The organism is Bradyrhizobium sp. ORS 86 (assembly GCF_045571475.1).
Classification (GTDB): Bacteria; Pseudomonadota; Alphaproteobacteria; order Rhizobiales; family Xanthobacteraceae; genus Bradyrhizobium.
In genome coordinates, this window is record NZ_CP120699.1 from 3,536,453 (window position 1) to 3,559,144 (window position 22,692).

Consider the following 22,692-nt stretch of genomic DNA (forward strand, 5'->3'; position numbering starts at 1 on the left):
CGATGGCGGATTTCCGGGCCAGTCTCGCTGACGCTGCGCCGGACAAGTCGCTGTCGCCGCCGCTCGCCGCTCTGTGGTGGGCCGCCAAGGGCGATTGGGATCAGGCGCACCGGATCGTCCAGGACGAGAGCGACGCCAATTCGGCCTGGGTGCACGCCTATCTGCATCGCGTCGAGGGCGATCTCGGCAATGCCGGTTGCTGGTATCGGCGGGCCGGTCAGCCTGTGGCGAAGGACACGCTCGAAGCCGAGTGGGAGCGGATCGTCGCCGCGCTGTTGTGAGCGTGCCGGTGCCGAGGCACCGCGATCGTTAACCGTGTTTCGGCCGCCATGCCGCCGCCTAGATTGACCGTGATACGCTGCTGGAACCGAGGCGGGGGCCAGTTAGAGAGTAATCGTGCGTGGGTCAGGTAGAGGGGGATGGCTGTCAACGATGCTGGTGGCCGTGGTGGCGGTGGGCCTGGCGGGCTGCGCGACCGTCTACAATCTGCCCGGCAATGCGCCGCTCGGCATGGCGCTCGCCGACAATGCGATCGCCCGCGACATTCCCGACTACCAGGACGACGTGCTGCTGGCGCTGTCGTTCTCCGGCGGCGGCACGCGCGCCGCGGCGTTTTCCTTCGGCGTGTTGCAGGAGCTTGACCGCGTTCGCTCCAGCGTGGCCGGCACCAAGACGCTGCTCGACCGCGTCGACTTCGTTTCCGGCGTATCCGGCGGATCGGTCACCGCCGCCTATTTCGGCCTGAAGCGTCGGGCCGCGCTCGACGATTTCCGCGAACGCTTCCTGCTGCGCAACGCCGAAGAGGGACTGAAGACCCGGGTCTCGCTCGGCAATATCGGGCGCGCGTTGGGCGGCGGCGTCAACGACAGCCAGTTCACCGATTGGCTCGATCGCAACCTGTTCGACGGCGCGCGCTTCGACGCATTGCCCGACGATCGCCGGCCGCGGGTCTGGATCAACGCGTCCGACATCTACAACCGTACGCCCTTCGTGTTCGGCAAGACGTCATTCGACGCGCTGTGCAGCGACATTCGTTCCTATCGCGTCGCCGAGGCGGTCGCGGCATCCGCCGCGGTGCCGCTGGCGTTCGCGCCGATCGTGCTGGAGACCTATCCCGGCGGCTGTTCGGCACCCCTGCCGCCCTGGCTCGAGCGGGTGCGCAACGATCCGAATGCGCAGCCGCTGCTGCACTCGTTTGCCGAAGCGATGGCACGCTACCGCGATGGCTCGATGCGTTACGTCAAGCTGCTCGACGGCGGCCTGGTCGACAATTTCGGCTTGTCGGGGTTGAGCATCGGGCTGCTTGCCGCGCAGCGGCCGTATGAACCGCTCAGCGAACGGCAGGCGGCAAAGCTACGGCGCATCCTGTTCCTGGTCGTCGATGCCGGCCGCGGCGTGTCCGGCGACTTCGTGCAGACGGTCGAAGGGCCGAACGGCGTCGAGCTGGTGGCCGCGGCCGCCGACACCGCGATCGACGCCAGCGTGCGCTCGAGCTACGCCGCATTCACCGCGCTCGCCAACGACTGGTCGGGCAAGCTCAAGCGCTGGCGCTGCGGCCTGTCGGCGGCGGATCGCAGCCGGCTCGGTATCGGCGCGAGCTGGAAGTGCGGCGACGTCGGCATCTATATCGAACGTCTGGGTTTCGACCGGCTGGGACCGGAGCGCGCCGGCATCCTCAATGCCATCCCGACGCGGTTTTCGCTGCCGCCGGAGCAGGTCGATCAGTTGATCGCGGGCGGGGCAGATGCCCTGCGTTCGAGCACGGCGTATCAATCGTTCCGGCGCGGTCTCTGACCGACGGCAAATCCGGCCCCGGGGCGGCTTGACTGCCGCGGTCGGTTGCGCGAAGCCCAGTTCATCCCAGATATCACTTTATCCGGAAAACGAGATCCATGACCGCATCTGCCGCACCCCACAAACTGATCAAAGGCGCGACCGGCGACTGGGAGGTCGTGATCGGCATGGAGGTCCATGCCCAGGTCACCTCGAGCTCAAAGCTGTTCTCAGGCGCGTCGACCGCGTTCGGCGGCGATCCCAATTCCCATGTCTCGTTGGTGGACGCCGCGATGCCGGGCATGCTGCCCGTCATCAACGAGGAGTGCGTCCGCCAGGCGGTACGTACCGGTCTCGGGCTGAATGCGAAGATCAACCTGCGCTCGGTGTTCGACCGCAAGAACTATTTCTACCCGGACTCGCCGCAGGGCTACCAGATCAGCCAGTACAAGTCGCCGATCGTCGGCGAGGGCGAGGTGCTGCTGGAGCTCGACGGCGGCCGAAGCGTGACGGTTGGGATTGAGCGGCTGCATCTGGAGCAGGATGCCGGCAAGTTGCTGCACGATCAGTCACCCACGATGTCCTATGTCGACCTCAATCGCTGCGGCGTGGCATTGATGGAGATTGTCTCCAAGCCCGACATTCGCGATGCCGAGCAGGCCAAGGCGTACGTGAGCAAGCTGCGCTCGATCCTGCGCTACCTCGGCACCTGCGATGGCGACATGGAGAAGGGCAACCTGCGCGCCGACGTCAACGTGTCGGTGCGCCGCTACGGCGAGACCGCGTTCGGCACCCGCTGCGAGATCAAGAACATGAACTCGGTCAACTTCATCGGCCAGGCGATCGAGTATGAGGCGCGGCGCCAGATCGATATCATCGAGGATGGCGGCAGCATCGAGCAGGAGACCCGCCTGTTCGATCCCAACAAGGGCGAGACGCGTTCGATGCGCACCAAGGAGGAGGCGCACGACTACCGTTACTTCCCGGATCCGGATCTGCTGCCGCTCGAGTTCAGCCAGGCCTTCGTCGACGATCTCAAGGCGCATCTGCCGGAGCTGCCAGACCAGAAGAAGATCCGGTTTATTACGGGCTTCGGTCTGTCGCTCTACGATGCGAGCGTGCTGGTCGCCGAGCGCGAAAGCGCCGACTTCTACGAGACGGTGCTGTCCGGCCTCGCTGACAAGGCGCGCGACGGCAAGCTCGCCGCCAACTGGGTGATCAACGAGCTGTTCGGCCGTCTGAACAAGGAGAGCCGCGACATTGCGTCGTCGCCGGTGTCGGCCGCGCAGCTTGGTGCGATCGTCGATCTGATCGGCGAGGGCACGATTTCCGGCAAGATCGCCAAGGACTTGTTCGAGATCGTCTGGCAGGAAGGCGGCGATCCGCGCGAGCTTGTCGAGACGCGCGGCATGAAGCAGGTCACCGATCTCGGCGCGATCGAAAAGGTGGTCGACGACATCATCGCGGCCAATCCGGACAAGGTCGCGCAGGCCAAGGCGAAGCCGCAGATGGTTGGATGGTTCGTCGGCCAGGTGATGAAGTCGTCCGGCGGCAAGGCGAATCCGCAGGCGGTGAACGACCTGCTCAAGTCCAAGCTCGGGATCTGAACGAACGAGACGACGCGTCGCTCCGGAGCATGATCCTTCCCGCAAGTGGTCTCGCGCTTCCGGATCATGCTCTCGCAACGTCTCCTTCGGCGTCGTCGCGCGCGCGTGATCGCACTGTGATCGCGCCTCACACCCTCCGTTCGTCGTCGCGATGACGACCGTCCTGCCGAATCGCCCAAGCCGCGATTCGTCCTCGAAGCGGGTCTCGATGACCGCAAACGAGGCGAAAGGCAGCTTTCCCACGAAATTTTTTTCGTTGCCAAAGATTGCGACTCGGAGGCGTCTGCGTTCTGCATTCCGACATCGCCAACGACTCAACGTGACAACGATCGCGCATCGATAGAGCAAATGCGAATTCAAGAAGTGCCTGCAAAACGGGCGTTTCCTGCGATATTGACAAATGCCGATGTCGACGGCTGCTGCACTTCTTGCATCGTCGCGCTTGCGCATCATCGATTTGTTCGATGGCGTGCGCTGCGCCTACACCCATCGCTGCGTCAACACTTCCTTAAGCGGGACACTGTTTTTTTTGGCCTGTTGGTGTATTCGGGAAGAAGTGCATTTCGATTCCCGAGTGCACGCAGCGAAGTAAGAGCCATCTCACATACTGGAGGGCAACATGGCTAAGAAGGCTAAGAAGGCGAAGAAGGCGAAGAGCGCAGTGAAGAAGACTGCGAAGAAGACCCGCAAGGTCGCCAAGAAGAAGAAGTAAGCCTCTCGCCTCGAGAGGATTGCCGGCAGCTTGATGCCGGCACGTCGCGAGGGCCACCGGGCAGAGTGCTGAGAGGCAACTGCCACGCGAGGCTCTGGTTGACGAAAGAGGGTGTCGGCGAGACATCAGGTCAAACGGCTGGATCGTATTTCGGGAAGCTTCTCTTTCCAAAACCGGTCCGGCAGAAGAAACGAGAGATTTCTTCGTTCGGTGCGGAACTCTCTTGGTTCCGCAATTTCACCGGCAGGAATGCCCAAGTGAAATCTGATCCTGACGTGTTCGCCGACCCCCTCGTTCCGGCGGCCCGCGCAGTCCGCGCTCCGGCGCCTCATTTCCCCAAAGTCCAGCTCTGATCGTCTTTCAGCCAAGCGGCCCCGCGTTCCCTGAGCGTTCGCGGCAGACGTGCCATGACGCCGAGCCACCGGCCGGTCGTGAACGGCCGCCGGCCTCAAACTCCAAACCACCGCGCGCGGGCGTGACGTCGGCACGACATGGCACGTTGCCATTGCCGGCAATGGTTATCGTTGTCCGAAAGGCAAGGGTAAACCGGCGTTCACGAATGCAAGGAAGTGCTTGCGGCACAGGCACTTCTGCGATTCCTGAAATCACGGTGCGCGCCCCGAATTTACATCCCGTTCATCGCGATACTTAAACCGCTCTTCAAACTTGAACGGCATGATCTCCCCAACAAGCCGACAAACGGCAGGCGCATGATCCGGCGGATCAGCGCGGAGGCAAACAGGCGTTTTGGACAGTGGACGGGGGCCGCGCTCGGGGGAGTGCGGTCAACAAGAAAAGGGGAGTTGCAACGGTGTTTCAGGGGGTCATCGATCAGGAGACGGCCGTTCCGGTCGCAGCAACCGCGATCCAGGACGTGCTGTTCGAACGCGGATTGTATTGGGCGAGCGGTCGCTCCGGCGTCGTCAATCTCGTCGCGGCGCACAAATGGTTCAACCTGGCGGCCCTCAAGGGGCGCACCGAGGCGATTGCGCTGCGCCGCGAAGTCGCCGAGCAGATGTCCGACGTCGAGATCGCGATCGCCCAGCGCGAGGCTCGCGACTGGATGACGACGAACTAACGGATCGGTGTTGATAGGGGGCCCGCCGGCTCCCTTCGCGATCTCTAGAACCAGTATCGCGCCGCATAGATCACCGCCATCACAACGCCAGCTACTCGCGTTCGCGGGGCAGGATCTCGTCCGCGATCTCCAGGATATGTTCGAGCTATGCCAGCGGCGTCCAGCCGGCGCTGCGCGATACGTGTCGGACTGTCCCACACCACGCCACGGAGCGCTCTGCACAGCCTCAGGGCACGGCCACCGACGCAATCGGCGAGTCGGTTCGCAGCGTCGCCATCGCGATGACGGCGGCGGCGACGTTGGCGGCCGCGCTGATCGCCACCGGGATGAAATAGCTGTGGCTGACGTCGAACGCGAAGCCCGCGGCGCTCGGGCCCAGCAGCGTCCCGATTGCGACGCTGGTGTAGAGGATGCCGATGATGCCGCCGACATTGCGGCCGCCGAAATGATCGGTGACGACGGCGGGCAGGATCGCGACCCAGCCGCCATAGAACACCCCGAACAGCAGCGCGAAGATCGTGAGCGACCAGAACCCTCCGGCGATCGCCCAGATCGCGAGCGAAACCGCCATCCCGACATACATCGCAATGAGGAACGTATCGCGGCCGATGCGGTCGGCGATGCTCCCCAGGACGAAGCGGCCGGCCGTGCTGCCGACGCCGATCATCCCGAGCAGCAGCACTGCGAGCGCTGATGTCACGTGGTGGTCGACAGCAAAAGGCACCAGATGCACGAAGGGGACGAACACCCCGAATGCGCTGATCAGACACGCCGCATAGAGACCGGCGAAGCGCGGCGTTCGCACCGCCTCGCCGATCGAGACGCCTTGGCGGGCCGGCGCGCTCGACATCGAGCCGAGCGGAACACCGTCCGGTCCGGTGCCATGGCGGCGCGGATCGTCGGCGATCAGCAGCGATGAGCCGACGCCGGTGATGACGGCGAGGACGCCCAGCACGAGATAGGCGTCGCGCCACCCGAGGCTTGCGATCAGCCACGTCGCGAGCGGCGGCATCACCAGCGTGCCTACGCCGATCCCGCTGACCGCCAGTCCCGACGCGAAGCCGCGCCGCTTGACGAACCAGCGCTGCACCGCGCCGAGCGTCGGCACATAGGCGCAGCCGACGCCGGCCCCGATGCCGATGCCGTAGGCGGCATAGACCTGGACGATCGTCTGCGCCTGGCTCGCGAGCATGAGGCCGAGACCGACCAGCGCCATGCCGAGCGCAGCGAGCTTGCGCGCGCCCCAGCGGTCGGCAAGTGGTCCGGAGATCATGCCGAGACCGAAATAGAGGAAGCCCGCGAGGGAGAAGACCAGCGACACCGAGCCGCGCGAGGCGCCGAAATCGCGCTGCAGGGATTCCACGAAAGACGAGAAGGTGTAGGCGCTGCCGAAGCCGACGAACGTGACGACGAAGGCGGCGGCCACGACGAGCCAGCCGTAGAACAGCTTTGTTGTTGGTTGCGCGCTATGCATGATGGCGCTCCTCATGATTGCTGGGTTGGTGCCGCGCGGCCGACAGCATCGGCGGGCGGATAGAGCAGCATCTGGGTGCAGCGAAACAGCGCGATGGTCCGTCCAGTCACCTCGCTCCGGATCTCGGCATCCCAGACCTGAGTCATGCGTCCGGCATGTACGAGGCGCGCTTCGCAGCTCACGACGCCTTCTCGCGCGGCGCCGATGAAGTTCGTCTTCAGCTCACCGGTGGCAAAGCCGGTGGCGCCCTCCGGCAGCGACGCGAGACAGCCGAATCCGCATGCGGAGTCAGCCAGCGCGACGATGGTTGCGCCGTGCAGAAGGCCATGCGGCGAGAAGTGCATCTTCGCGACGTTGAAGCGGCCGCTGACGCGGCCTTTCCCGGCTTCGGTCCATTGAAATTCCAGCAGGCCGGGTAAACTTCCCGTCTGCGATGCATTGATGTGATCGACGAGCGTGGTTGCATTATCACTGCCGGTCGGCCCCTGGAGGGTGAGTCTGTCGGGGGCATCAGTCATGTCCGGCGCTCCATCAGCCACGCAATGCCATCCGGCACCGGGACGGCATTGTGGCGTTGCGTATGGCCTAGAAAATCTAAGCTCAACCATGCAGCTTTCTCCGCGTTGACGCGGCTTTAGCCCACGATCTAGACTGATATGGCTCAAGAGGCGGAGGGTCGCAAACCAGAATTGCTGGCCACAAGAGATTAGAAAATCTAAATCATGAATCAGAAGGTTCCGCCACTGAATGCGCTCAAGGCGTTTGAGGCTGCGGCACGTCATCTCTCGGTGAAGCTCGCGGCCGAGGAGCTGTGCGTGACACCGGGCGCGGTCAGCCAGATGCTCAAGACGCTGGAGGCTCACCTCGGCGTGCGACTGTTCGAGCGCGTGCCGCGCGGCATCTATCTCACCGACGCCGGCCGCGACTACCTGCCGTCGATCCGCAATGCCTTTCGCCAGATCGCCGAAGCGTCGCGCCGCGTGGCGGCGTCAAACGATGTCGGCACGCTCACGGTCAGCGTCACTCCATTCTTTGCGTCGGCGTGGCTGGTGCCGCGGATGGCGTCGTTTCAGCGCGCGCATCCCGAGATCGATCTGCAGATCGTCACCAGCAGCGCGCTGGTGGATTTCTCGCGCAGCGGCGTCGACGTCGCGGTGCGCCACGGGCTCGGCCGCTATCCGGGACTGCGCAGCGACCGCGTTGTGACGGTCGAGATGGTGGTGGTCGCGGCTCCGTCGCTGGTGGCGCGCCTTGGGCGGCCCGCATCACCCGCCGATCTCGCGCGCTGGCCGCAGGTCCACGACGCCGATCGCAAGGGCTGGAGCCTGTGGTTTCAGACCAATGGCGTCGTGGAGGTTCGCGCGCCGCGCGGGCCGTCCTTCGACGACACGGGCCTGCTCTTGAAAGCGGTGATGTCGGGGCAGGGCGCGGGCCTGCTGCCGGCGGCGATGGTCGAGAACGAAATCCGCAGCGGCGAGTTGATCCAGCTCGTGCAGACCACGCAGATGGAAGAGTTCGCCTATTACCTGGTCTGCCCGGACAACAAGCAGGGGCTCCCGAAGATCGTAGCGTTCCGGGAGTGGATATTGGGGCCTGCAGGGGAATCGGCTGCCGTCAAGCAGTAGCTATCGATAGAACGCATTGGGCGGCACACCGAAGTGCTTGCGGAACATCGCGGAGAACGCGCTTTGGCTGGCGTAGCCGCTGTCGAGCGCGACATTGACGACCCGCTCGCCGCGCGCAAGACGTTCCAGCGCGAACAGCAGGCGCGCCTGCTGGCGCCACTCGCCGAACGTCATTCCGGTTTCCCTGATGAACAGGCGATGCACAGTCTTCGAGGTGACCTTCAGCTTGCGCGCCCATTGCTCGGCGGTTGAGGCATTGTCCGGGCGGGCGATCAGCGCCCGGCAGATTCGCCGGATCCTGGCATTGCGCGGCATCGGCAGATGCAGCGGCAGCACATCGACCTCACGTAGCTGATCGAGCAGGACATGCATCAGGCGCTCGTCGCTGGTGCCGGGTGCGTAATCGAGCGGGACACGCATCGCGGCAACGAACAGCTCGCGCAGCAGCGCAGACACCGCGAAGACGCAGCTCGTCCGCGGCAGGTTCGGCGCGACATCGGAGTCGACGAAGATGGTCCGGATCTTGACCGCACCGCACATGCGGACCTCATGCGCGAGCCCGGCCACCAGCCAGACGGCGCGATTGGGTGGGACCACCCAGGTGCCTTCAGTGGAGCGCACGATCATGACGCCTTCGATCGCGTAGAGCAGTTGGCCGCGTGGATGTGCATGCAGGCCGGTCGACGTGCCGCTCGGATAGTCGATCTCCATCGCCGCCATCGGCCGCGCCGTGGCGTGATAGTCGAGATGTCGCGTGATCAATGCGTCGAGCATGTCCCAATCTCGATAGGAGAGGTCACTTTAGCGTGAGACGGACTTCGGCGCGACAGGTAGTTGCTGGCGGCTCAATCATCCAGCGCGCCGTGAGGTCATGTTCAAGCAGAAAGCCGCACTTCTTTATCCCTTCGTCGCCATCGTGCTGTGGGCCGGGAATGTCATCGTGTCCCGTCTGTCGGCGCACGCCGTCGGTCCGCAGGCGATCACGTTCTATCGCTTGCTCGTCGCAGTGGCGCTGATGAGCCCCTTCGTCGCGCGCGGTGCCTGGCGCAACCGGCTCGCGATCTGGCCGCATATCGGACAACTCGCCATCCTCGGCTTCCTCGCGATGTGCCTGTTCCAGAGCTTGTCATATCTGGCCGCCGAAACGACGACCGCGACCAACATGGCGGTGTTCACGGCGCTCACGCCGCTGCTGACAGTCGGGCTCAGCGTCGCTTTGCTGGGCGAGGCGCCGACGCTGGGAATGGTCTGCGGCGCGCCGCTGTCGTTCGCGGGTCTCGTCTATCTCGTGAGCGGTGGTGAGGTATCGTCGCTGCTGCGCAACGGCGTGCACGCGGGCGACATCCTGATGCTGCTCGCCGCGATCGTCTACGCGTTGTACGGCGTGCTGTTGAAGCGATGGAGCTTGCCGATCACCGGATGGCAATCCACCTACATGCAGGCGCTCTGCGCGCTGGCGATCATGTTTCCCGCCTTCCTCGCAACGCCTGTGCCGCTCCGTCAGCTCAATTCCGCAACGCTGCCGTTGATCTTCTATGCCGGAGGGCTCGCCTCGGTCGTGCTTCCGTTCCTCTGGATCCGCGGTGTTCAGCAACTCGGGCCAAACCGCTGCGCGATCGTCATGAACCTGCTGCCGGTGCTGACCGCGGCAGCCGCAATCGTGATGCTTGGCGAGCCGGTCCGATCATTCCATGGCATCGGCGGCGGCCTGGCGCTGCTTGGCGTTGCCGCCGCGCAGGCGTTCCAGCGGCCGTTGGGAAGGGCTCTGCGTGATTGAGCAATCATTGCGGCGCTGGCCGGCCATCCGCGCGGGACCTCCTGGGAACTCAACTCGTATGCGCACCGTTATCGACATTCGAACGGCACGAGGCTGCGACGTCACGTTCACCAGCCCGGGAGGGGCCGATGAAAGCTCTGTTGATAGCTGTGTCGATGCTCACGCTCGGCATCGGCCCGGCGGCAGCGACAACCTGGTGCGGACCCGGCTGCCATCCGACCGTCCACGGTGTGTGTGTCGTGGACGGCTGGGGCACCGGGGCGCGCGTCTGGAATGAATGCCCGGCGGGATCTCATCCTCGCCCGCCGTGTCCGGCGGATTATGTCTGGCACCGGCAGATGCGGGCCTGTTTCCCGAGGTAGCGCGTCCTGTCAGTGACCGCGTCGCAAGGTCGCAACTCCGATGCGGACGGCCTGCAACCATCGGTTAACCATAGCGGTTGGAGAGTGACGACATCGCATGGAGGCGGTTATGACCGGGAAGATGCTGATTCTCGCGATGCTGGTGAGCGCGATCGGGCTGGACTTCACGCTCGGATATATCTTGGGTCTGCTGGATTTCGACCTCTGAAGCGCGCAGTAGGAGGCGTGGTTGTTCGGACGCACCACGCCATCGCGGCGTCCAGTCTCCCGATCGAAGGAATTGTAATGCGGCTGGCGGAGACGGAGGGATTCGAACCCTCGATAGGCCTTTACAAGCCTATAACGGTTTAGCAAACCGCCGCCTTCAGCCACTCGGCCACGTCTCCAGTGGCGCCGATATGCCCGAGAGGGCGCTGGGCCGCAAGCGGCAGATTCAGATTACGGCAAGATGTTTGATGGCAGCTCGGACTTGCGTGCCGGGCCCTAGCGCCGGATCGGGCACAAACGGTCCGCCAGCTTGCCTCTCCCCCGGCGTGGCCCGGTTGCCTAGCGACTGTTCAAGTTCGCAAAAATTCTATTTTCACCAATGGTTTACGTGGCGATTTGCGCCGTGTTCAGACATCGGCCGGACAGGTTGTCGAAAACCCTCTTCGTCAGCTCATTCGAGGCTGGCGCCGCGGCGCAGGTCGGCTTCGATCTGCAGCTTGGTTCCACCGCCGAACCGGGCGCGGTAGACCTGCAGGTTCTCCATGATCCGCTGGACGTAATTCCGCGTCTCCGAGAATGGAATCAGCTCGACCCAGTCGACCGCGTCGACCTTCGGGTCGCGTGGATCGCCGTAGCGCTCGATCCACTTCCGCACGCTGCCGCGCCCGGCGTTGTAGGCGGCAAAGGTCAGGATGTAGGAGCCGCGGTAGTCCTCGAGCAGGCCGCCGAGCTCGGCCGCGCCAAGCATCGCGTTGTAGACCGGATCGGTCTTCATCCGGCTGAGGTCGAAGCCGATGCCGGCGCGCTTGCAGACGTAGCGGCCGGCCTCCGGCGTCACCTGCATGAGTCCATAGGCCTGCGCCGGCGACACCACGGCGGGATTGAATGCGCTTTCCTGGCGCGCGATGGCATAGACGATGCTCGGCTCGACCTCCGGACCGACCTGTCTGAAGGAAGGGATTCCGTTGATCGGATAGGCGTAGTGGTCGAACGGCAAGCCGCGATTGAGCGCGGCCTTGCCCAAGAGCAGCATGCCGCGCGCATCGCCGTGGCGTGCGGTCAATTCGCCGAGACCGGCGAGGGCTTCCGGATCGCCATTGTCGCCCTGGTCGCTGTAAATCGGGATCGCCAGCTCGCGCTCGCCGATATCGTAGAGCAGCGCTGCCGCGCGCACGATCTCCAGCCGCTCGGCGCCGCGGCCGCGCGGCACGCCGTTCAGTTCGATCTGGGGCAGGCCGAGCTTGGCGCGCGCGAGCTGGCCGTAATAGCTGGTCGACTGCTCGGCCGCGCGCGCATAGGCGGCGCGCGCTTCCTGGCCACGGCCGGCGGCTTCCGCGGCGCGGCCCTGCCAGTAGCCGGCGCGCGCGAGCGCGGTCGGGTTGACGCTGCCGACGCCGATCCGCGCGAAGTGTTGCGCTGCGACCGCCGGATCGTTCAGGAAGCGGAGCGCAATCCAGCCCGAGGTGAATTCCTGCTCGGTCTTGTAGATGTCGCGGGTCGGCAGCGCCGCGTCGCGCGCGATCAGATAGGCGGTGCGGTACTGGCCGACGTCGAGCATCTTGCGCGCCAGCAGTCGGCGCTCGATCCACCATTCGTCGACGTTGTAGAGGCGCGCGGGTTCCCTCGGCGCGCTCATCATCAATTGCGCGGCTTCGGCGAATTTCTCCTCACGTCGGAGCAACTGGATCTTTGCGAAGAGGTAGCCGGTATCGCCGGTCAATTCGCGCGGCACCGCTTCCAGCAGGGCGCGCAGGTTCGACGCCTTGCGGTTGGCCGCGATGCGCGCCCTCGCCAGCGCCACATAGCCGGAACCGAGACGTTTTGCCGCGCGCATGCCGGCGGCCTCGTTGTCGGTGCCGTAGAGCATGACGTCCATGCGCGCCTTGTGGTCGCCGGCGGTCAGGAACGACCCAAAGAGATCGAGCGCGACGCTCTCGGTGTCCTCGCTCATCGGATCGTTGCGCCAGGCCTCCCGCACCAGGCGCTCCGCATTGGCGCGGTCACCGCGCGCGATCATCGCCTTGGCCAGCGCGAGACGGCCTTTGGCCGAGATCGGTGATTCATTCTGGAACCAGGCCCAGACGGCGGAGTCATCCCGACGATCGTCCCACAGCGAGGCCTCGATGCGGCGGCGAAGGAAGGTCTGCGAGGGCCAGCTCGGATTGGCATCGAGGAAGCTGCGGTAGCGTTCGACGGAGGCGCCATTGTCCTCGCTGCGCAGGATGAGCCATTCCGCAAGCTTGCGCGCGACCGGATCGGAGATCGAGGCCTCGGCCTCGGCCGCGTCGCTGGCCCTGCGTTTGCGCAAGAGCTCGACGACCGATTTGAGCGCCTCCTTGTCTGCCTGCGACGTCGATGACGTCGCGGCGACCGCCGCCGGCAGCACAGGCTTGCTGCGCACCGCAGGAGCGACGTGCTGACGGGTGGCCGGAACCAGTGCGGGGGCGACGGCACGGGCGGCGTGCGCCGGCTTATTCGGCGGACTAACCGGCGCAGCGGCCCTGGGCGCGATGGTTTTGGGCGTGGTGGTGGTCTTCGACGCAGTGGTCTTGGACGCCGTGCTCTTGGAATCGGTCGTCTTGGAAGGAACGGTCTTGTGACCGTCCGTCTTGACCGTGCTGGACCTGGAAGAGGTCGGCTTGGTTCCGTCGGTCTTGGCTGCATCGGTCGTGGCAGCGCCGTGTTTGGTTGCGGTTGACTTTGAAGCAGCCGGCTTGGGAGCAGCAGTCTTGGGTACGACAGTCTTGGGAGCGGCGGTCTTGGAGGCCGCGTTGTCGGTCGTCGGCGCCGGAACATCCGCGGCGGCCCATGCATCGGCCGTGATGGCGACAAGGCCGACAACGAGCACCAGGCCCGTCGCCAGTGCGGTCGATCGCAATGTGTTTGCGCGGGCGGAACGGATCACGGAGGCCCCCTGCGGCGTCGAATCACCTGATCGTTCGCGCCATGAATTCTTATTTGATTGAATATGTGGACAAAATGCTAAAAGCACCGCTGGTGCGGCTGTTTGCGCCAGCACCACGGCAAAATCGCGGCCGGGATAGGTACGATGCGGCCCTTTCGTCCCTGCGCCAGACCCGATATGAGTTGGCATTCACGGCGTTTTCGCGCGTCCCGGCTGGCGGCACGCGAACAGGACGCGCGCCAGAACCACGACACGTCAGCCCAGCCGCCAGCCTGAAGCGTTTGGAGGAATACCATGGCAGCCAAGACAAAATTCCGGGGTTCATTCACTGCCTTGGTGACGCCCTTCAAAAACGGCGGCGTGGACGAGGCGGCATTCCGCAGCCTCGTGAACTGGCAGATCGCCGAGGGCACGCACGGCCTGGTGCCGGTCGGCACCACCGGCGAAAGCCCGACGCTGAGCCACGACGAGCACAAGCGGGTGGTCGAGTGGTGTATCGAGGAGGCCAAGGGCCGCGTGCCCGTCATCGCAGGCGCCGGCTCGAATTCGACCAAGGAGGCCATCGAACTGGCCGAACATGCCGAGAAGGCAGGCGCGACCGCCGTGCTGGTCGTAACGCCCTATTACAACAAGCCGACCCAGGAGGGCCTGTACCAGCATTTCAAGGCGATCAACGACGCGATCGGCATTCCGATCATCATCTACAACATCCCGCCGCGCTCGGTGATCGACATGTCGGTCGACACCATGAAGCGGTTGTTCGAGTTGAAGAACATCGCCGGCGTCAAGGACGCCACCGCCAGCATGGTGCGGGTCTCGCAGCAGCGCGCGGCGATGGGCGAGGACTTCAACCAATTGTCCGGCGAGGATGCGACCATTCTCGGCTACATGGCGCATGGCGGCCATGGCTGCATCTCGGTGACGTCGAACGTCGCGCCGCGGCTGTGCTCGGAGTTCCAGACCGCCTGGCAGAAGGGTGACGCGGCCACCGCACTGAAGATCCATGACAAGCTGATGCCGCTGCACACCAATCTCTTCATCGAGAGCAATCCTGCACCGGTCAAATACGCGATGTCGCTGCTCGGCAAGATGGACGAGAAGCTGCGCCTGCCGATGGTCCCGGTCGCCGAGTCGACGCGCGCGGCCGTCCGCAGCGCCATGGTGCATGCCGGGCTGATCAACTGAGGCAAGCGGAGTGCGCCGTGAACACCGCGGTACGTAACGTCGAACAGAAGGGGATGGGCATGCTGAAGGAATTCCGCGAGTTCGCCATGAAGGGCAACGTCGTCGACCTTGCCGTCGCCGTCATCATCGGCGCGGCGTTCGGCGCGATCGTCAATTCGCTGGTCGGCGATGTCATCATGCCGATCATCGGCGCGATCACCGGCGGCCTCGACTTCTCCAACTACTTCACTCCGCTTGCCAAGTCGGTGACTGCGAGCAACCTGGCCGACGCCAAGAAGCAGGGCGCGGTGCTGGCCTGGGGCAACTTCATCACACTGACGCTGAACTTCCTGATCATCGCCTTCGTGCTGTTCATCGTGATCCGCGTGATGAGCCAGTTCAAGCGCAAGGAAGAAGCGAAACCCGCGGAGCCGCCGAAGCCGACTCCCGAGGTCGAGTTGCTGACCGAAATCCGCGATCTTCTCAAGAAGAGCTAAAGTGGCTGCTGACAAGAACGAGCGCCCGATCAAGGTCGTCGCCGAGAACCGCAAGGCCCGCTTCAACTACGCGATCGAGGACACCGTCGAGGCCGGCATTTCGCTGACCGGCACCGAGGTGAAGTCGATCCGCAGCGGCAAGAGCACGATCGCGGAATCCTACGCGGATTCCAAGAACGGCGAGTTATGGCTGATCAACGCCAACATTCCGGAATACCTGCAGGCCAACCGCTTCAACCACGAGCCGAAGCGGCCGCGCAAGCTGCTGCTGCATCGCAAGCAGATCAACAAGCTGCTGGGCGCGGTCGATCGCGAGGGCATGACGCTCATCCCGCTGAAGCTCTATTTCAACGAGCGCGGCCGCGCCAAACTCTTGCTGGCGGTTGCCAAGGGCAAGAAGCTCCATGACAAGCGCGAGACCGTCAAGAAGCGCGACTGGGGCCGCGAGAAGGGCCGCCTGATGCGGGCGCGGGGATGATTGGGGCGAACGGTGAATGGCGAGTGGCGAATAGGGGAGGGGGACATGCCTTCTTTCCATCTGCTGCGGGCCCTTCACCATTCGCAGCCTCCTGGAGCGTGACATGACGCAGCCAAGTCTGACCGACGTCGACTGGAGCAAGATTCCGGCACCGTCAGACGATGGCGGCGCGGCGCATCTGGCCGGCATGACGATCCCCTCGATCACGCTGCGCGCGACCAACGATACGTCAGTAATGTTGTCGGCGCTCGAGGGGCGCACCGTGGTGTTCGCCTATCCGCGGACCGGCGAGCCCGGCAAAATCGGACTGGTCGACGATTGGGACATGATCCCCGGCGCGCGGGGCTGCACGCCGCAGGCCTGCTCGTTCCGCGACCTGTTCGCCGAATTGAAGTCGGCCGGCGCCGCCCATGTGTTCGGCCTGTCGACACAGAGCAATGAGTACCAGACCGAGATGGCCTCGCGGCTGCATCTGCCGTTTCCGGTGCTGTCGGACGAGGACCTGGAACTGACACAAGCGCTGAAGTTGCCGACGATGTCGGTGGCAGGCCTGACCCTGATCAAGCGCCTCGCCCTGATCATCGATGATGCGCGCATCACCCACGTGTTCTATCCGGTATTCCCGCCGGACCGGAACGCCGGTGACGTGCTGGAATGGCTGAAGGCCAATCCGCAGGGGACCAGGGCAATATGAAGGTCATGGGGTCGTCGCAGCGGCGCTGCCAAAATATCGAGAACAACCCCATGCAAAGTAGCCGGCGGCGGCCGGCATTCGACCAAGCAATTTGACACGTCGGGCAATTCAGGGATATATTTCTAATATTCAGAAATTTTCCGGGTGCCTCCGCCCAGGGCAGTCGCGTATGCCAGCTAGCCGAGATCCTTGCGCACGGTCGCGAAGACCTTGCGGAACATGTCGGCCGTCAGCACGCCCGTGTTCGTGTTGTAGCGCGAGCAATGATAGCTGTCGTACAGCTTGAACTGTCCGGCGACATGCACGGCGCCGTGCGCAAACGGCGCTGCGGCCAGGCGAAGCCCCAGCGCCTTCACCGTCGATTCATGCGCGATGCGTCCGAGCAGCACGATCGCGCGCAGCTTCGGCATCGCGGCGATGGTCGCGCTCAGAAATTGCCGGCAGCAATTAATCTCCACAGGCAGCGGCTTGTTCTGTGGCGGCACGCAGCGCACTGCATTGCTGATCCGGCAATCGATCAGCTTGAGGCCGTCGTCCGGCCGCGCCTGATAGACACCACGGGCAAAGCCGTACTCAAGCAGGGTGCTGTAGAGTAGGTCACCGGCGTAATCGCCGGTGAAGGGGCGGCCGGTGCGGTTGGCGCCTTGAAGACCCGGCGCAAGCCCGACGATCAGCAGCCGCGCACCGGCATCGCCGAAGGAATCCACCGGCGAGTTGAACCAGCCCGGCTCACGCGCACGGGCCTGCGCGCGAAAGTCGGCCAGCCGCGGGCAGAGTGGGCAGTTGCTGTCGGGTCGGGTGGATGGAGTGACGAGACTACTCGTCGAAATCGTCATCGGCTCCCCGTGGGGCCACGGTGGTGGTCGCGCGCTGCAGGAATTGCGGCGAGTGATGGCGCGGTTCACGCGGGGCCGGACGTTCGGATGGATCGCGGCCGAGCTTGGATTGCAGTTCAACCAGGTCGGTGAAGACGTCGGCCTGGCGGCGCAATTCGTCGGCGATCATCGGCGGCTGGCTGGCGATGGTCGAGATCACGGTGACGCGAACACCGCGGCGCTGTACCGCCTCGACCAGCGAACGGAAGTCGCCGTCGCCAGAGAACAAAATCATCTGGTCGATGTGCTCGGCAAGTTCCATGGCGTCGACGGCGAGCTCGATGTCCATGTTGCCCTTGACCTTGCGACGTCCGCTGGCGTCGATGAATTCCTTGGTGGCCTTGGTGACGACGGTGTAGCCGTTGTAATCGAGCCAGTCGATCAACGGGCGGATCGACGAATACTCCTGATCCTCGATGATCGCGGTATAGTAGAACGCTCGTAGCAGCGTGCCGCGGCCCTGGAACTCCTTCAGCAGGCGCTTGTAGTCGATGTCGAACCCCAGCGTCTTAGCGGTAGCGTAAAGATTCGCTCCGTCAATGAAGAGCGCGATCTTGTTGGAAACAGGTGACGACATCAAAGTGTTCTCGCGTGGTTGTTAGTGTTCATAGCGCCGCGGCGAGCGACCGCGCGCAATGTCTGGCGTTGCTGCCTAAAGTTCGGTGAATCTTTCCCCACGACAGTCACCACCGCAATTATGGTGAGGCGAGGGCAAAATGCCTAGACCTTTGACATTGCAATGAAGAGATTTACCTGCCCGGGACAGCAACCAGGCCTTGTCATCGGGCGTTCCGGCCATTCTGGCCCGGGTAACGGCGTATCAGAGCCTGTTCGGAAGGCAAATCACAAATTTTGCCTTGCGAAACGGTGGCCGGGCCTATAACTAACCCTCATAATCCGCATATTCGGTCCCTTTTACCACGGAGCGCCTCGAGATGGCTCGCGTCACCGTTGAAGACTGCATTGATAAGGTCGACAACCGCTTCGACCTCGTCCTGTTGGCGGCGCATCGCGCCAGGATGATTTCGTCAGGTTCACAACTTACGGTTGATCGTGACAACGACAAGAATCCTGTCGTCTCGCTGCGGGAGATTGCCGACTCCACGATCTCCCCGGAAGACCTCCGCGAGGAACTCGTGCATTCCCTGCAGAAGTTCGTCGAGGTCGACGAGCCCGAGCCCGACACCGTTCCGCTGATCGGTTCCGCCGGCGCCAGCGTCGATGCCGACGATACCGAGGTTGCCGTCGAACGGATGACCGAGGAGGAGCTGCTGAAGGGCCTGGAAGGCCTGGCGCCCCCGGAAGAGCAGCCCGAGGAAGACGAGTAAGGCCGGGCTCCCAGCCCGCAAGCTCAGCACAGATTGCCAGAGGCCCGGACATTGCTCCGGGCCTTTGCTTTTGTTGACAATTTTGCTGTTACGATGCGTCCTATGCGGGCGCGGGAAATTGAACGTTTCTGGCCTCATGCGGGGTGCAGCTTCATTCGAAGGCGCACTAGATTGGATAGAGAGGGCCACCCGGCTCGCGCGAAAGGCAATGCGTCCATGGTTTATCGGCGCCGGAGCTCCAGCCAGATGCAGGCTGCGACCGAAACGGTCGCGGTGGCGCCGGCGTCGTCCACGGCTGAGAAGTCGGGCAGGCCGAGGGCGCGGATGATGCGGCAATATGACCTCGTCGAGCGCGTCCGCTCCTACAATCCCGATACCAACGAAGATCTGCTGAACCGCGCCTACGTCTACGCCATGAAGGCGCACGGCACCCAGACGCGCGCCTCCGGCGATCCCTATTTCTCACATCCGCTCGAGGTCGCCGCGATTCTGACCAACCTTAAGCTCGATGACGCCACGATCGTTGCGGCGCTGCTGCATGACACGATCGAGGACACCGAGGCGACGCGGGCCGAGATCGATCACGTGTTCGGCCATGAGATCGGCGCGCTGGTCGAGGGCCTGACCAAGCTGAAGCGGCTGGAACTGGTGTCGCGCGAGGCCAAGCAGGCCGAGAACCTGCGCAAGCTCTTGCTTGCGATCGCCGACGACGTGCGCGTGCTGCTGGTCAAGCTCGCTGACCGCCTGCACAACATGCGCACGCTGGAGTTCGTGCCGCCTGCGTCGCGTCGCCGCATCGCCGAGGAGACCCTCGATATCTATGCGCCGCTCGCGGGCCGCATGGGCATGCAGGAAATGCGCGGCGAGCTGGAGGACCTCTCGTTCTTCGTGCTCGATCCCGAGGCCTATGCGGTGGTCAAGCAGCGGCTTGATGCGCTGGCCGATCGCAACCGCAACCTGATCGGCGAGATCGAAAGCCAGCTTTCCAAGAACCTGCAGAAGAACGGCATCACCGCGCGGGTATTCGGCCGCCGCAAGCAGCCATTTTCGATCTGGACCAAGATGGAGCGCAAGTCGATCGGCTTCGAGCAACTGTCCGACATCTATGGCTTCCGCGTCATCCTCGACGACGTCGGTGCCTGCTATCGTGCGCTCGGCATCGTCCACACGACCTGGCCGGTGGTGCCGGGCCGCTTCAAGGATTACATCTCGACGCCGAAGCAGAACGACTACCGTTCGATCCACACCACGGTGATCGGGCCGGGCAAGCAGCGCGTCGAGCTGCAGATCCGGACCGAGGAGATGAACCAGATCGCCGAGTTCGGCATTGCGGCGCACGCCTTCTACAAGGAAGGGGCGGGCTCGCCGAACGAGCGGCTGAAGCACGAATCCAACGCCTTCGCCTGGCTGCGCCACACCATCGGCATCCTCTCGGAAAGCGCCAACCCGGAAGAGTTCCTGGAGCACACCAAGCTCGAGCTGTTCCATGACCAGGTGTTCTGCTTCACGCCGAAGGGCAAGCTGATCGCGCTGCCGCGCCAGGCCACGGTGGTCGACTTCGCCTATGCGGTGCATACCGACGTCGGCAACAGCGCGGTCGGGTGCAAGATCAACGGCAAGTTCGCGCCGTTGTCTTCCGAATTGCAGAACGGCGACGAGGTCGAGGTCATGACCTCGAAGGCGCAGTCGGCTCCGCCGTCGGCCTGGGAGGCGCTGGCCGTCACCGGCAAGGCCCGTGCCGCGATCCGGCGCGCCACCCGCAACGCGGTGCGCGACCAGTATGCCGGCCTCGGCCGCCGCATCGTCGACCGTCTGTTCGCCCGTGCCAAGATCGAATACGCCGACGACAAGCTGAAGGGCGCGCTGCCGCGGCTGGCGCGCACCTCGATCGAGGACGTCATGGCGTCGGTCGGGCGTGGCGAGATCAAGGCCTCCGACGTCGCGCGCGCGATGTATCCCGACTACAAGGAGGAGCGGCTGGTCCGCTATGGCACCTCGAAGGGGCTCGCCGCCAAGCTGAAGACCCAGACGCCGCCGCATCCGGCGCGCGCTGCCTCGGTGATCCCGGTGCGCGGCATCAATTCCGACCTGCCGGTGAAGTTCGCGCCGAACGGCGGCGCGGTGCCAGGCGATCGCATCGTCGGCATCGTCACGCCGGGCGAGGGCATCACGATCTATCCGATCCAGTCGCCGGCGCTGAAGGATTTCGAGGAGGAGCCGGAGCGCTGGCTCGACGTGCGCTGGGACGTCGATGAGACCATGCCGCAGCGCTTCCCGGCGCGGATCCTGGTCCACAACGTCAACGAGCCCGGCAGCCTGGCTCAGATCGCGACCGTGATCGCCGAGCACGACGGCAATATCGACAACATCCACATGTCGCGCCGCTCCCCCGATTTCACGGAGCTGACCATCGATCTCGAGGTCTATGACCTCAAGCATCTCAGCGCTATCATTGCCCAGTTGCGCGCCAAGGCCGTCGTCGCTCGGGTCGAGCGCGTCAATGGCTAGACTTCCGCCTCTCGTCGATCCTCATGGTGAGGAGGCGCGTCAGCGCCGTCTCGAACCATGCGGCCCGAGACGGGGCCACATCCTTCGAGACGCGGCGAAGGCGCCGCTCCTCAGGATGAGGCGATGGTTTAACTGATTTGTCAGAGAGTGGTTTGATGTCCAAAGCTCCTCCGCTGCGCCTCGGCGTCAATGTTGATCACGTCGCCACCTTGCGCAACGCGCGGGGCGGGGCGCGGCCCGATCCGGTCCGCCTGGCGCTTGCGGCGATCGCGGCCGGGGCCGACGGCATCACCGCGCATCTGCGCGAGGATCGCCGCCATATCCGCGACGAAGACATGGCCCGGCTGAAGGCCGAAATATCGAAGCCGTTGAACTTCGAGATGGCGGCGACCGACGACATGCTGCGGATTTCGCTCGCCACCAAGCCGCACGCTGTCTGCCTGGTGCCGGAGCGGCGTCAGGAACTCACCACCGAGGGCGGTCTCGACGTCGTCGGGCAGCACAATGCGCTCGCGCCCTTCATCGCGCGGCTCAGCGATGCCGGCATCCGGGTCTCACTGTTCATCGCCGCCGATCCCAGGCAGATCGAGATGGCCGCGACATTGAAAGCGCCGGTGATCGAGATCCACACCGGCGGCTGGTGCGATGCCGTGGTCGACGGCCACAAGGACAAGGCCGAGGCCGAATGGAAGCGGATCGTCGAGGGTGTCAGGCTCGCCAATGCGGCAGGGCTCGAGGTCCATGCCGGCCACGGCCTCGACTATGAGACGACGGAGACGATCTCGGCGCTGCCTGAGATCCGCGAGCTCAACATCGGCTACTTCATGATGGGCGAGGCGCTGTTCGTCGGCATCGCCGAGACCGTCCGCGCCATGCGCGCGGCGATGGATCGCGGTCGCGCCAAGGCAGAGGGCGCTGTCGGCGCATGATCATCGGCATCGGCTCCGACCTGATCGACATCACCCGGGTCGCCAAGGTGATCGAGCGCCATGGCGAGCGCTTCCTCGAGCGCATCTTCACCGACACGGAAAGAGCCAAGGCGATGCGCCGCGCCAACAGCGAGAAGATGGTGGTTGCGACCTACGCCAAGCGCTTCGCGGCCAAGGAGGCCTGCTCCAAGGCGCTCGGCACCGGAATCCGGCGCGGCGTGTGGTGGAAGGACATGGGGGTGGTGAATCTGCCCGGGGGACGGCCGACCATGCGGCTGACGGGCGGAGCGCTGGCGCGGCTGCAGGAGCTGACGCCCGAGGGCCTGGAGGCGCGGATCGACCTCTCGATCACCGACGATTGGCCGCTCGCGCAGGCCTTTGTCATAATTTCGGCTGTTGCCCCCGCCAAATGAGTCCGGCAGCCCGCGAGGTCGCCAGAAATCTTCAGAAAACTTAAAAGTCCTTGATATTTCAATGGATTGTGAAGTTTTTGGGCGGCGATTGATTGCGTGCGCGCGAACAACGGTCTAAAACGCCGCAGGGTTAGCATCGAGCGAGACGCGGATTCGGGTTTGCGCCGGAATTTGCCCTCAAGATCAGAATCAAGGCCATTTTCCTCACGCGAGGACCGAACGCTTCGCGGGAAGAGAACGTTCTGCCACCGCGCGGGCACCAAGGCTCGCGGGAATTGGGAAAGCA

General features: G+C 64.3%; 21 protein-coding genes and 1 tRNA gene. 15 read left to right on the forward strand and 7 right to left on the reverse strand.

The window, feature by feature from the left end:
* Positions 1-2 precede the first annotated feature (2 nt).
* The 5 genes from P6U25_RS16195 (at position 3) to P6U25_RS16215 (ending at position 5,170) form a co-directional block, all read left to right on the forward strand.
* Positions 3-281, forward strand: coding sequence for a hypothetical protein (locus P6U25_RS16195; protein WP_407152125.1), 279 nt, complete (start codon positions 3-5; stop codon positions 279-281).
* Between the two features lie 151 nt (positions 282-432).
* The gene (locus P6U25_RS16200; protein ID WP_407152126.1) at positions 433-1,794 is read left to right on the forward strand and encodes a patatin-like phospholipase family protein; all 1,362 of its coding nucleotides are present in this window, start codon (positions 433-435) and stop codon (positions 1,792-1,794) included.
* A gap of 98 nt (positions 1,795-1,892) precedes the next feature.
* Complete coding sequence (gene gatB, locus P6U25_RS16205; RefSeq protein ID WP_407152127.1) at positions 1,893-3,380, forward strand: Asp-tRNA(Asn)/Glu-tRNA(Gln) amidotransferase subunit GatB; 1,488 nt, start codon at positions 1,893-1,895, stop codon at positions 3,378-3,380.
* Positions 3,381-4,190: 810 nt separating this feature from the next.
* Positions 4,191-4,445, forward strand: a complete 255-nt coding sequence (locus tag P6U25_RS16210; RefSeq protein ID WP_407152128.1) for a hypothetical protein — start codon at positions 4,191-4,193, stop codon at positions 4,443-4,445.
* Positions 4,446-4,903: 458 nt separating this feature from the next.
* A complete protein-coding gene (locus tag P6U25_RS16215; protein WP_407152129.1) occupies positions 4,904-5,170 on the forward strand; it encodes a hypothetical protein in 267 nt (88 codons plus the stop codon).
* Positions 5,171-5,396: 226 nt separating this feature from the next.
* On the opposite strand, the gene P6U25_RS16220 is transcribed toward P6U25_RS16215, so the two are convergent.
* Positions 5,397-6,644: an MFS transporter gene (locus P6U25_RS16220; RefSeq protein WP_407152130.1), complete on the reverse strand. Its 1,248-nt coding sequence runs from the start codon at positions 6,642-6,644 to the stop codon at positions 5,397-5,399.
* Positions 6,645-6,655: 11 nt separating this feature from the next.
* Positions 6,656-7,162 (reverse strand): PaaI family thioesterase, encoded by a 507-nt coding sequence (locus P6U25_RS16225; protein ID WP_407152131.1) that lies wholly within the window; start codon positions 7,160-7,162, stop codon positions 6,656-6,658.
* A 204-nt stretch (positions 7,163-7,366) separates the two neighbouring features.
* Here P6U25_RS16225 and gcvA point away from each other — a divergent pair, with 204 nt between their 5' ends.
* Positions 7,367-8,269 (forward strand): transcriptional regulator GcvA, encoded by a 903-nt coding sequence (gene gcvA / locus P6U25_RS16230; protein WP_407152132.1) that lies wholly within the window; start codon positions 7,367-7,369, stop codon positions 8,267-8,269.
* On the opposite strand, the gene P6U25_RS16235 is transcribed toward gcvA, so the two are convergent.
* The gene (locus P6U25_RS16235; RefSeq protein WP_407152133.1) at positions 8,270-9,043 is read right to left on the reverse strand and encodes an AraC family transcriptional regulator; all 774 of its coding nucleotides are present in this window, start codon (positions 9,041-9,043) and stop codon (positions 8,270-8,272) included. It abuts the gene before it with no gap.
* 97 nt (positions 9,044-9,140) lie between these two features.
* Between P6U25_RS16235 and P6U25_RS16240 the strand changes: the two genes are divergently transcribed.
* Positions 9,141-10,046, forward strand: a complete 906-nt coding sequence (locus tag P6U25_RS16240) for a DMT family transporter (RefSeq protein WP_407152134.1) — start codon at positions 9,141-9,143, stop codon at positions 10,044-10,046.
* Positions 10,047-10,700: 654 nt separating this feature from the next.
* Here P6U25_RS16240 and P6U25_RS16245 read toward each other — a convergent pair.
* Together P6U25_RS16245 and P6U25_RS16250 are read right to left on the reverse strand one after the other, a co-directional pair.
* Positions 10,701-10,794, reverse strand: a tRNA-Ser gene (locus P6U25_RS16245).
* A 272-nt stretch (positions 10,795-11,066) separates the two neighbouring features.
* Positions 11,067-13,520, reverse strand: a complete 2,454-nt coding sequence (locus P6U25_RS16250) for a transglycosylase SLT domain-containing protein (protein WP_407152135.1) — start codon at positions 13,518-13,520, stop codon at positions 11,067-11,069.
* Between the two features lie 294 nt (positions 13,521-13,814).
* On the opposite strand from P6U25_RS16250, the gene dapA reads away from it, so the two are divergent.
* From dapA to P6U25_RS16270, 4 genes are all read left to right on the forward strand, one after another.
* Positions 13,815-14,705: a 4-hydroxy-tetrahydrodipicolinate synthase gene (dapA, locus tag P6U25_RS16255; protein WP_407152136.1), complete on the forward strand. Its 891-nt coding sequence runs from the start codon at positions 13,815-13,817 to the stop codon at positions 14,703-14,705.
* 59 nt (positions 14,706-14,764) lie between these two features.
* On the forward strand, positions 14,765-15,181 hold the full coding sequence (mscL, locus tag P6U25_RS16260; protein WP_407152537.1) for a large conductance mechanosensitive channel protein MscL: 417 nt from the start codon (positions 14,765-14,767) through the stop codon (positions 15,179-15,181).
* A 1-nt stretch (position 15,182) separates the two neighbouring features.
* The gene (gene smpB / locus P6U25_RS16265) at positions 15,183-15,659 is read left to right on the forward strand and encodes an SsrA-binding protein SmpB (RefSeq protein ID WP_212398364.1); all 477 of its coding nucleotides are present in this window, start codon (positions 15,183-15,185) and stop codon (positions 15,657-15,659) included.
* A gap of 103 nt (positions 15,660-15,762) precedes the next feature.
* A complete protein-coding gene (locus P6U25_RS16270) occupies positions 15,763-16,353 on the forward strand; it encodes a peroxiredoxin (protein WP_407152137.1) in 591 nt (196 codons plus the stop codon).
* A 176-nt stretch (positions 16,354-16,529) separates the two neighbouring features.
* Here the strand turns inward: P6U25_RS16270 and P6U25_RS16275 are convergent, their stop codons facing one another.
* Both P6U25_RS16275 and P6U25_RS16280 read right to left on the reverse strand, forming a co-directional pair.
* Complete coding sequence (locus P6U25_RS16275) at positions 16,530-17,189, reverse strand: uracil-DNA glycosylase (RefSeq protein WP_407152138.1); 660 nt, start codon at positions 17,187-17,189, stop codon at positions 16,530-16,532.
* Complete coding sequence (locus tag P6U25_RS16280) at positions 17,170-17,805, reverse strand: NYN domain-containing protein (protein ID WP_407152139.1); 636 nt, start codon at positions 17,803-17,805, stop codon at positions 17,170-17,172. Before P6U25_RS16280 ends, P6U25_RS16275 begins: the two co-directional genes overlap by 20 nt.
* A gap of 358 nt (positions 17,806-18,163) precedes the next feature.
* Here P6U25_RS16280 and rpoZ point away from each other — a divergent pair, with 358 nt between their 5' ends.
* From rpoZ to acpS, 4 genes are all read left to right on the forward strand, one after another.
* Positions 18,164-18,556, forward strand: a complete 393-nt coding sequence (rpoZ, locus tag P6U25_RS16285) for a DNA-directed RNA polymerase subunit omega (protein ID WP_024512695.1) — start codon at positions 18,164-18,166, stop codon at positions 18,554-18,556.
* 216 nt (positions 18,557-18,772) lie between these two features.
* Positions 18,773-21,064, forward strand: a complete 2,292-nt coding sequence (locus P6U25_RS16290) for a RelA/SpoT family protein (RefSeq protein ID WP_407152140.1) — start codon at positions 18,773-18,775, stop codon at positions 21,062-21,064.
* 155 nt (positions 21,065-21,219) lie between these two features.
* Entirely contained in the window at positions 21,220-21,993 is a 774-nt protein-coding gene (locus P6U25_RS16295; protein WP_407152141.1) for a pyridoxine 5'-phosphate synthase, read from the forward strand.
* Positions 21,990-22,406: a holo-ACP synthase gene (gene acpS / locus P6U25_RS16300; RefSeq protein WP_407152142.1), complete on the forward strand. Its 417-nt coding sequence runs from the start codon at positions 21,990-21,992 to the stop codon at positions 22,404-22,406. The genes P6U25_RS16295 and acpS overlap by 4 nt, the downstream gene beginning before the upstream one ends.
* Positions 22,407-22,692: the final 286 nt, after the last annotated feature.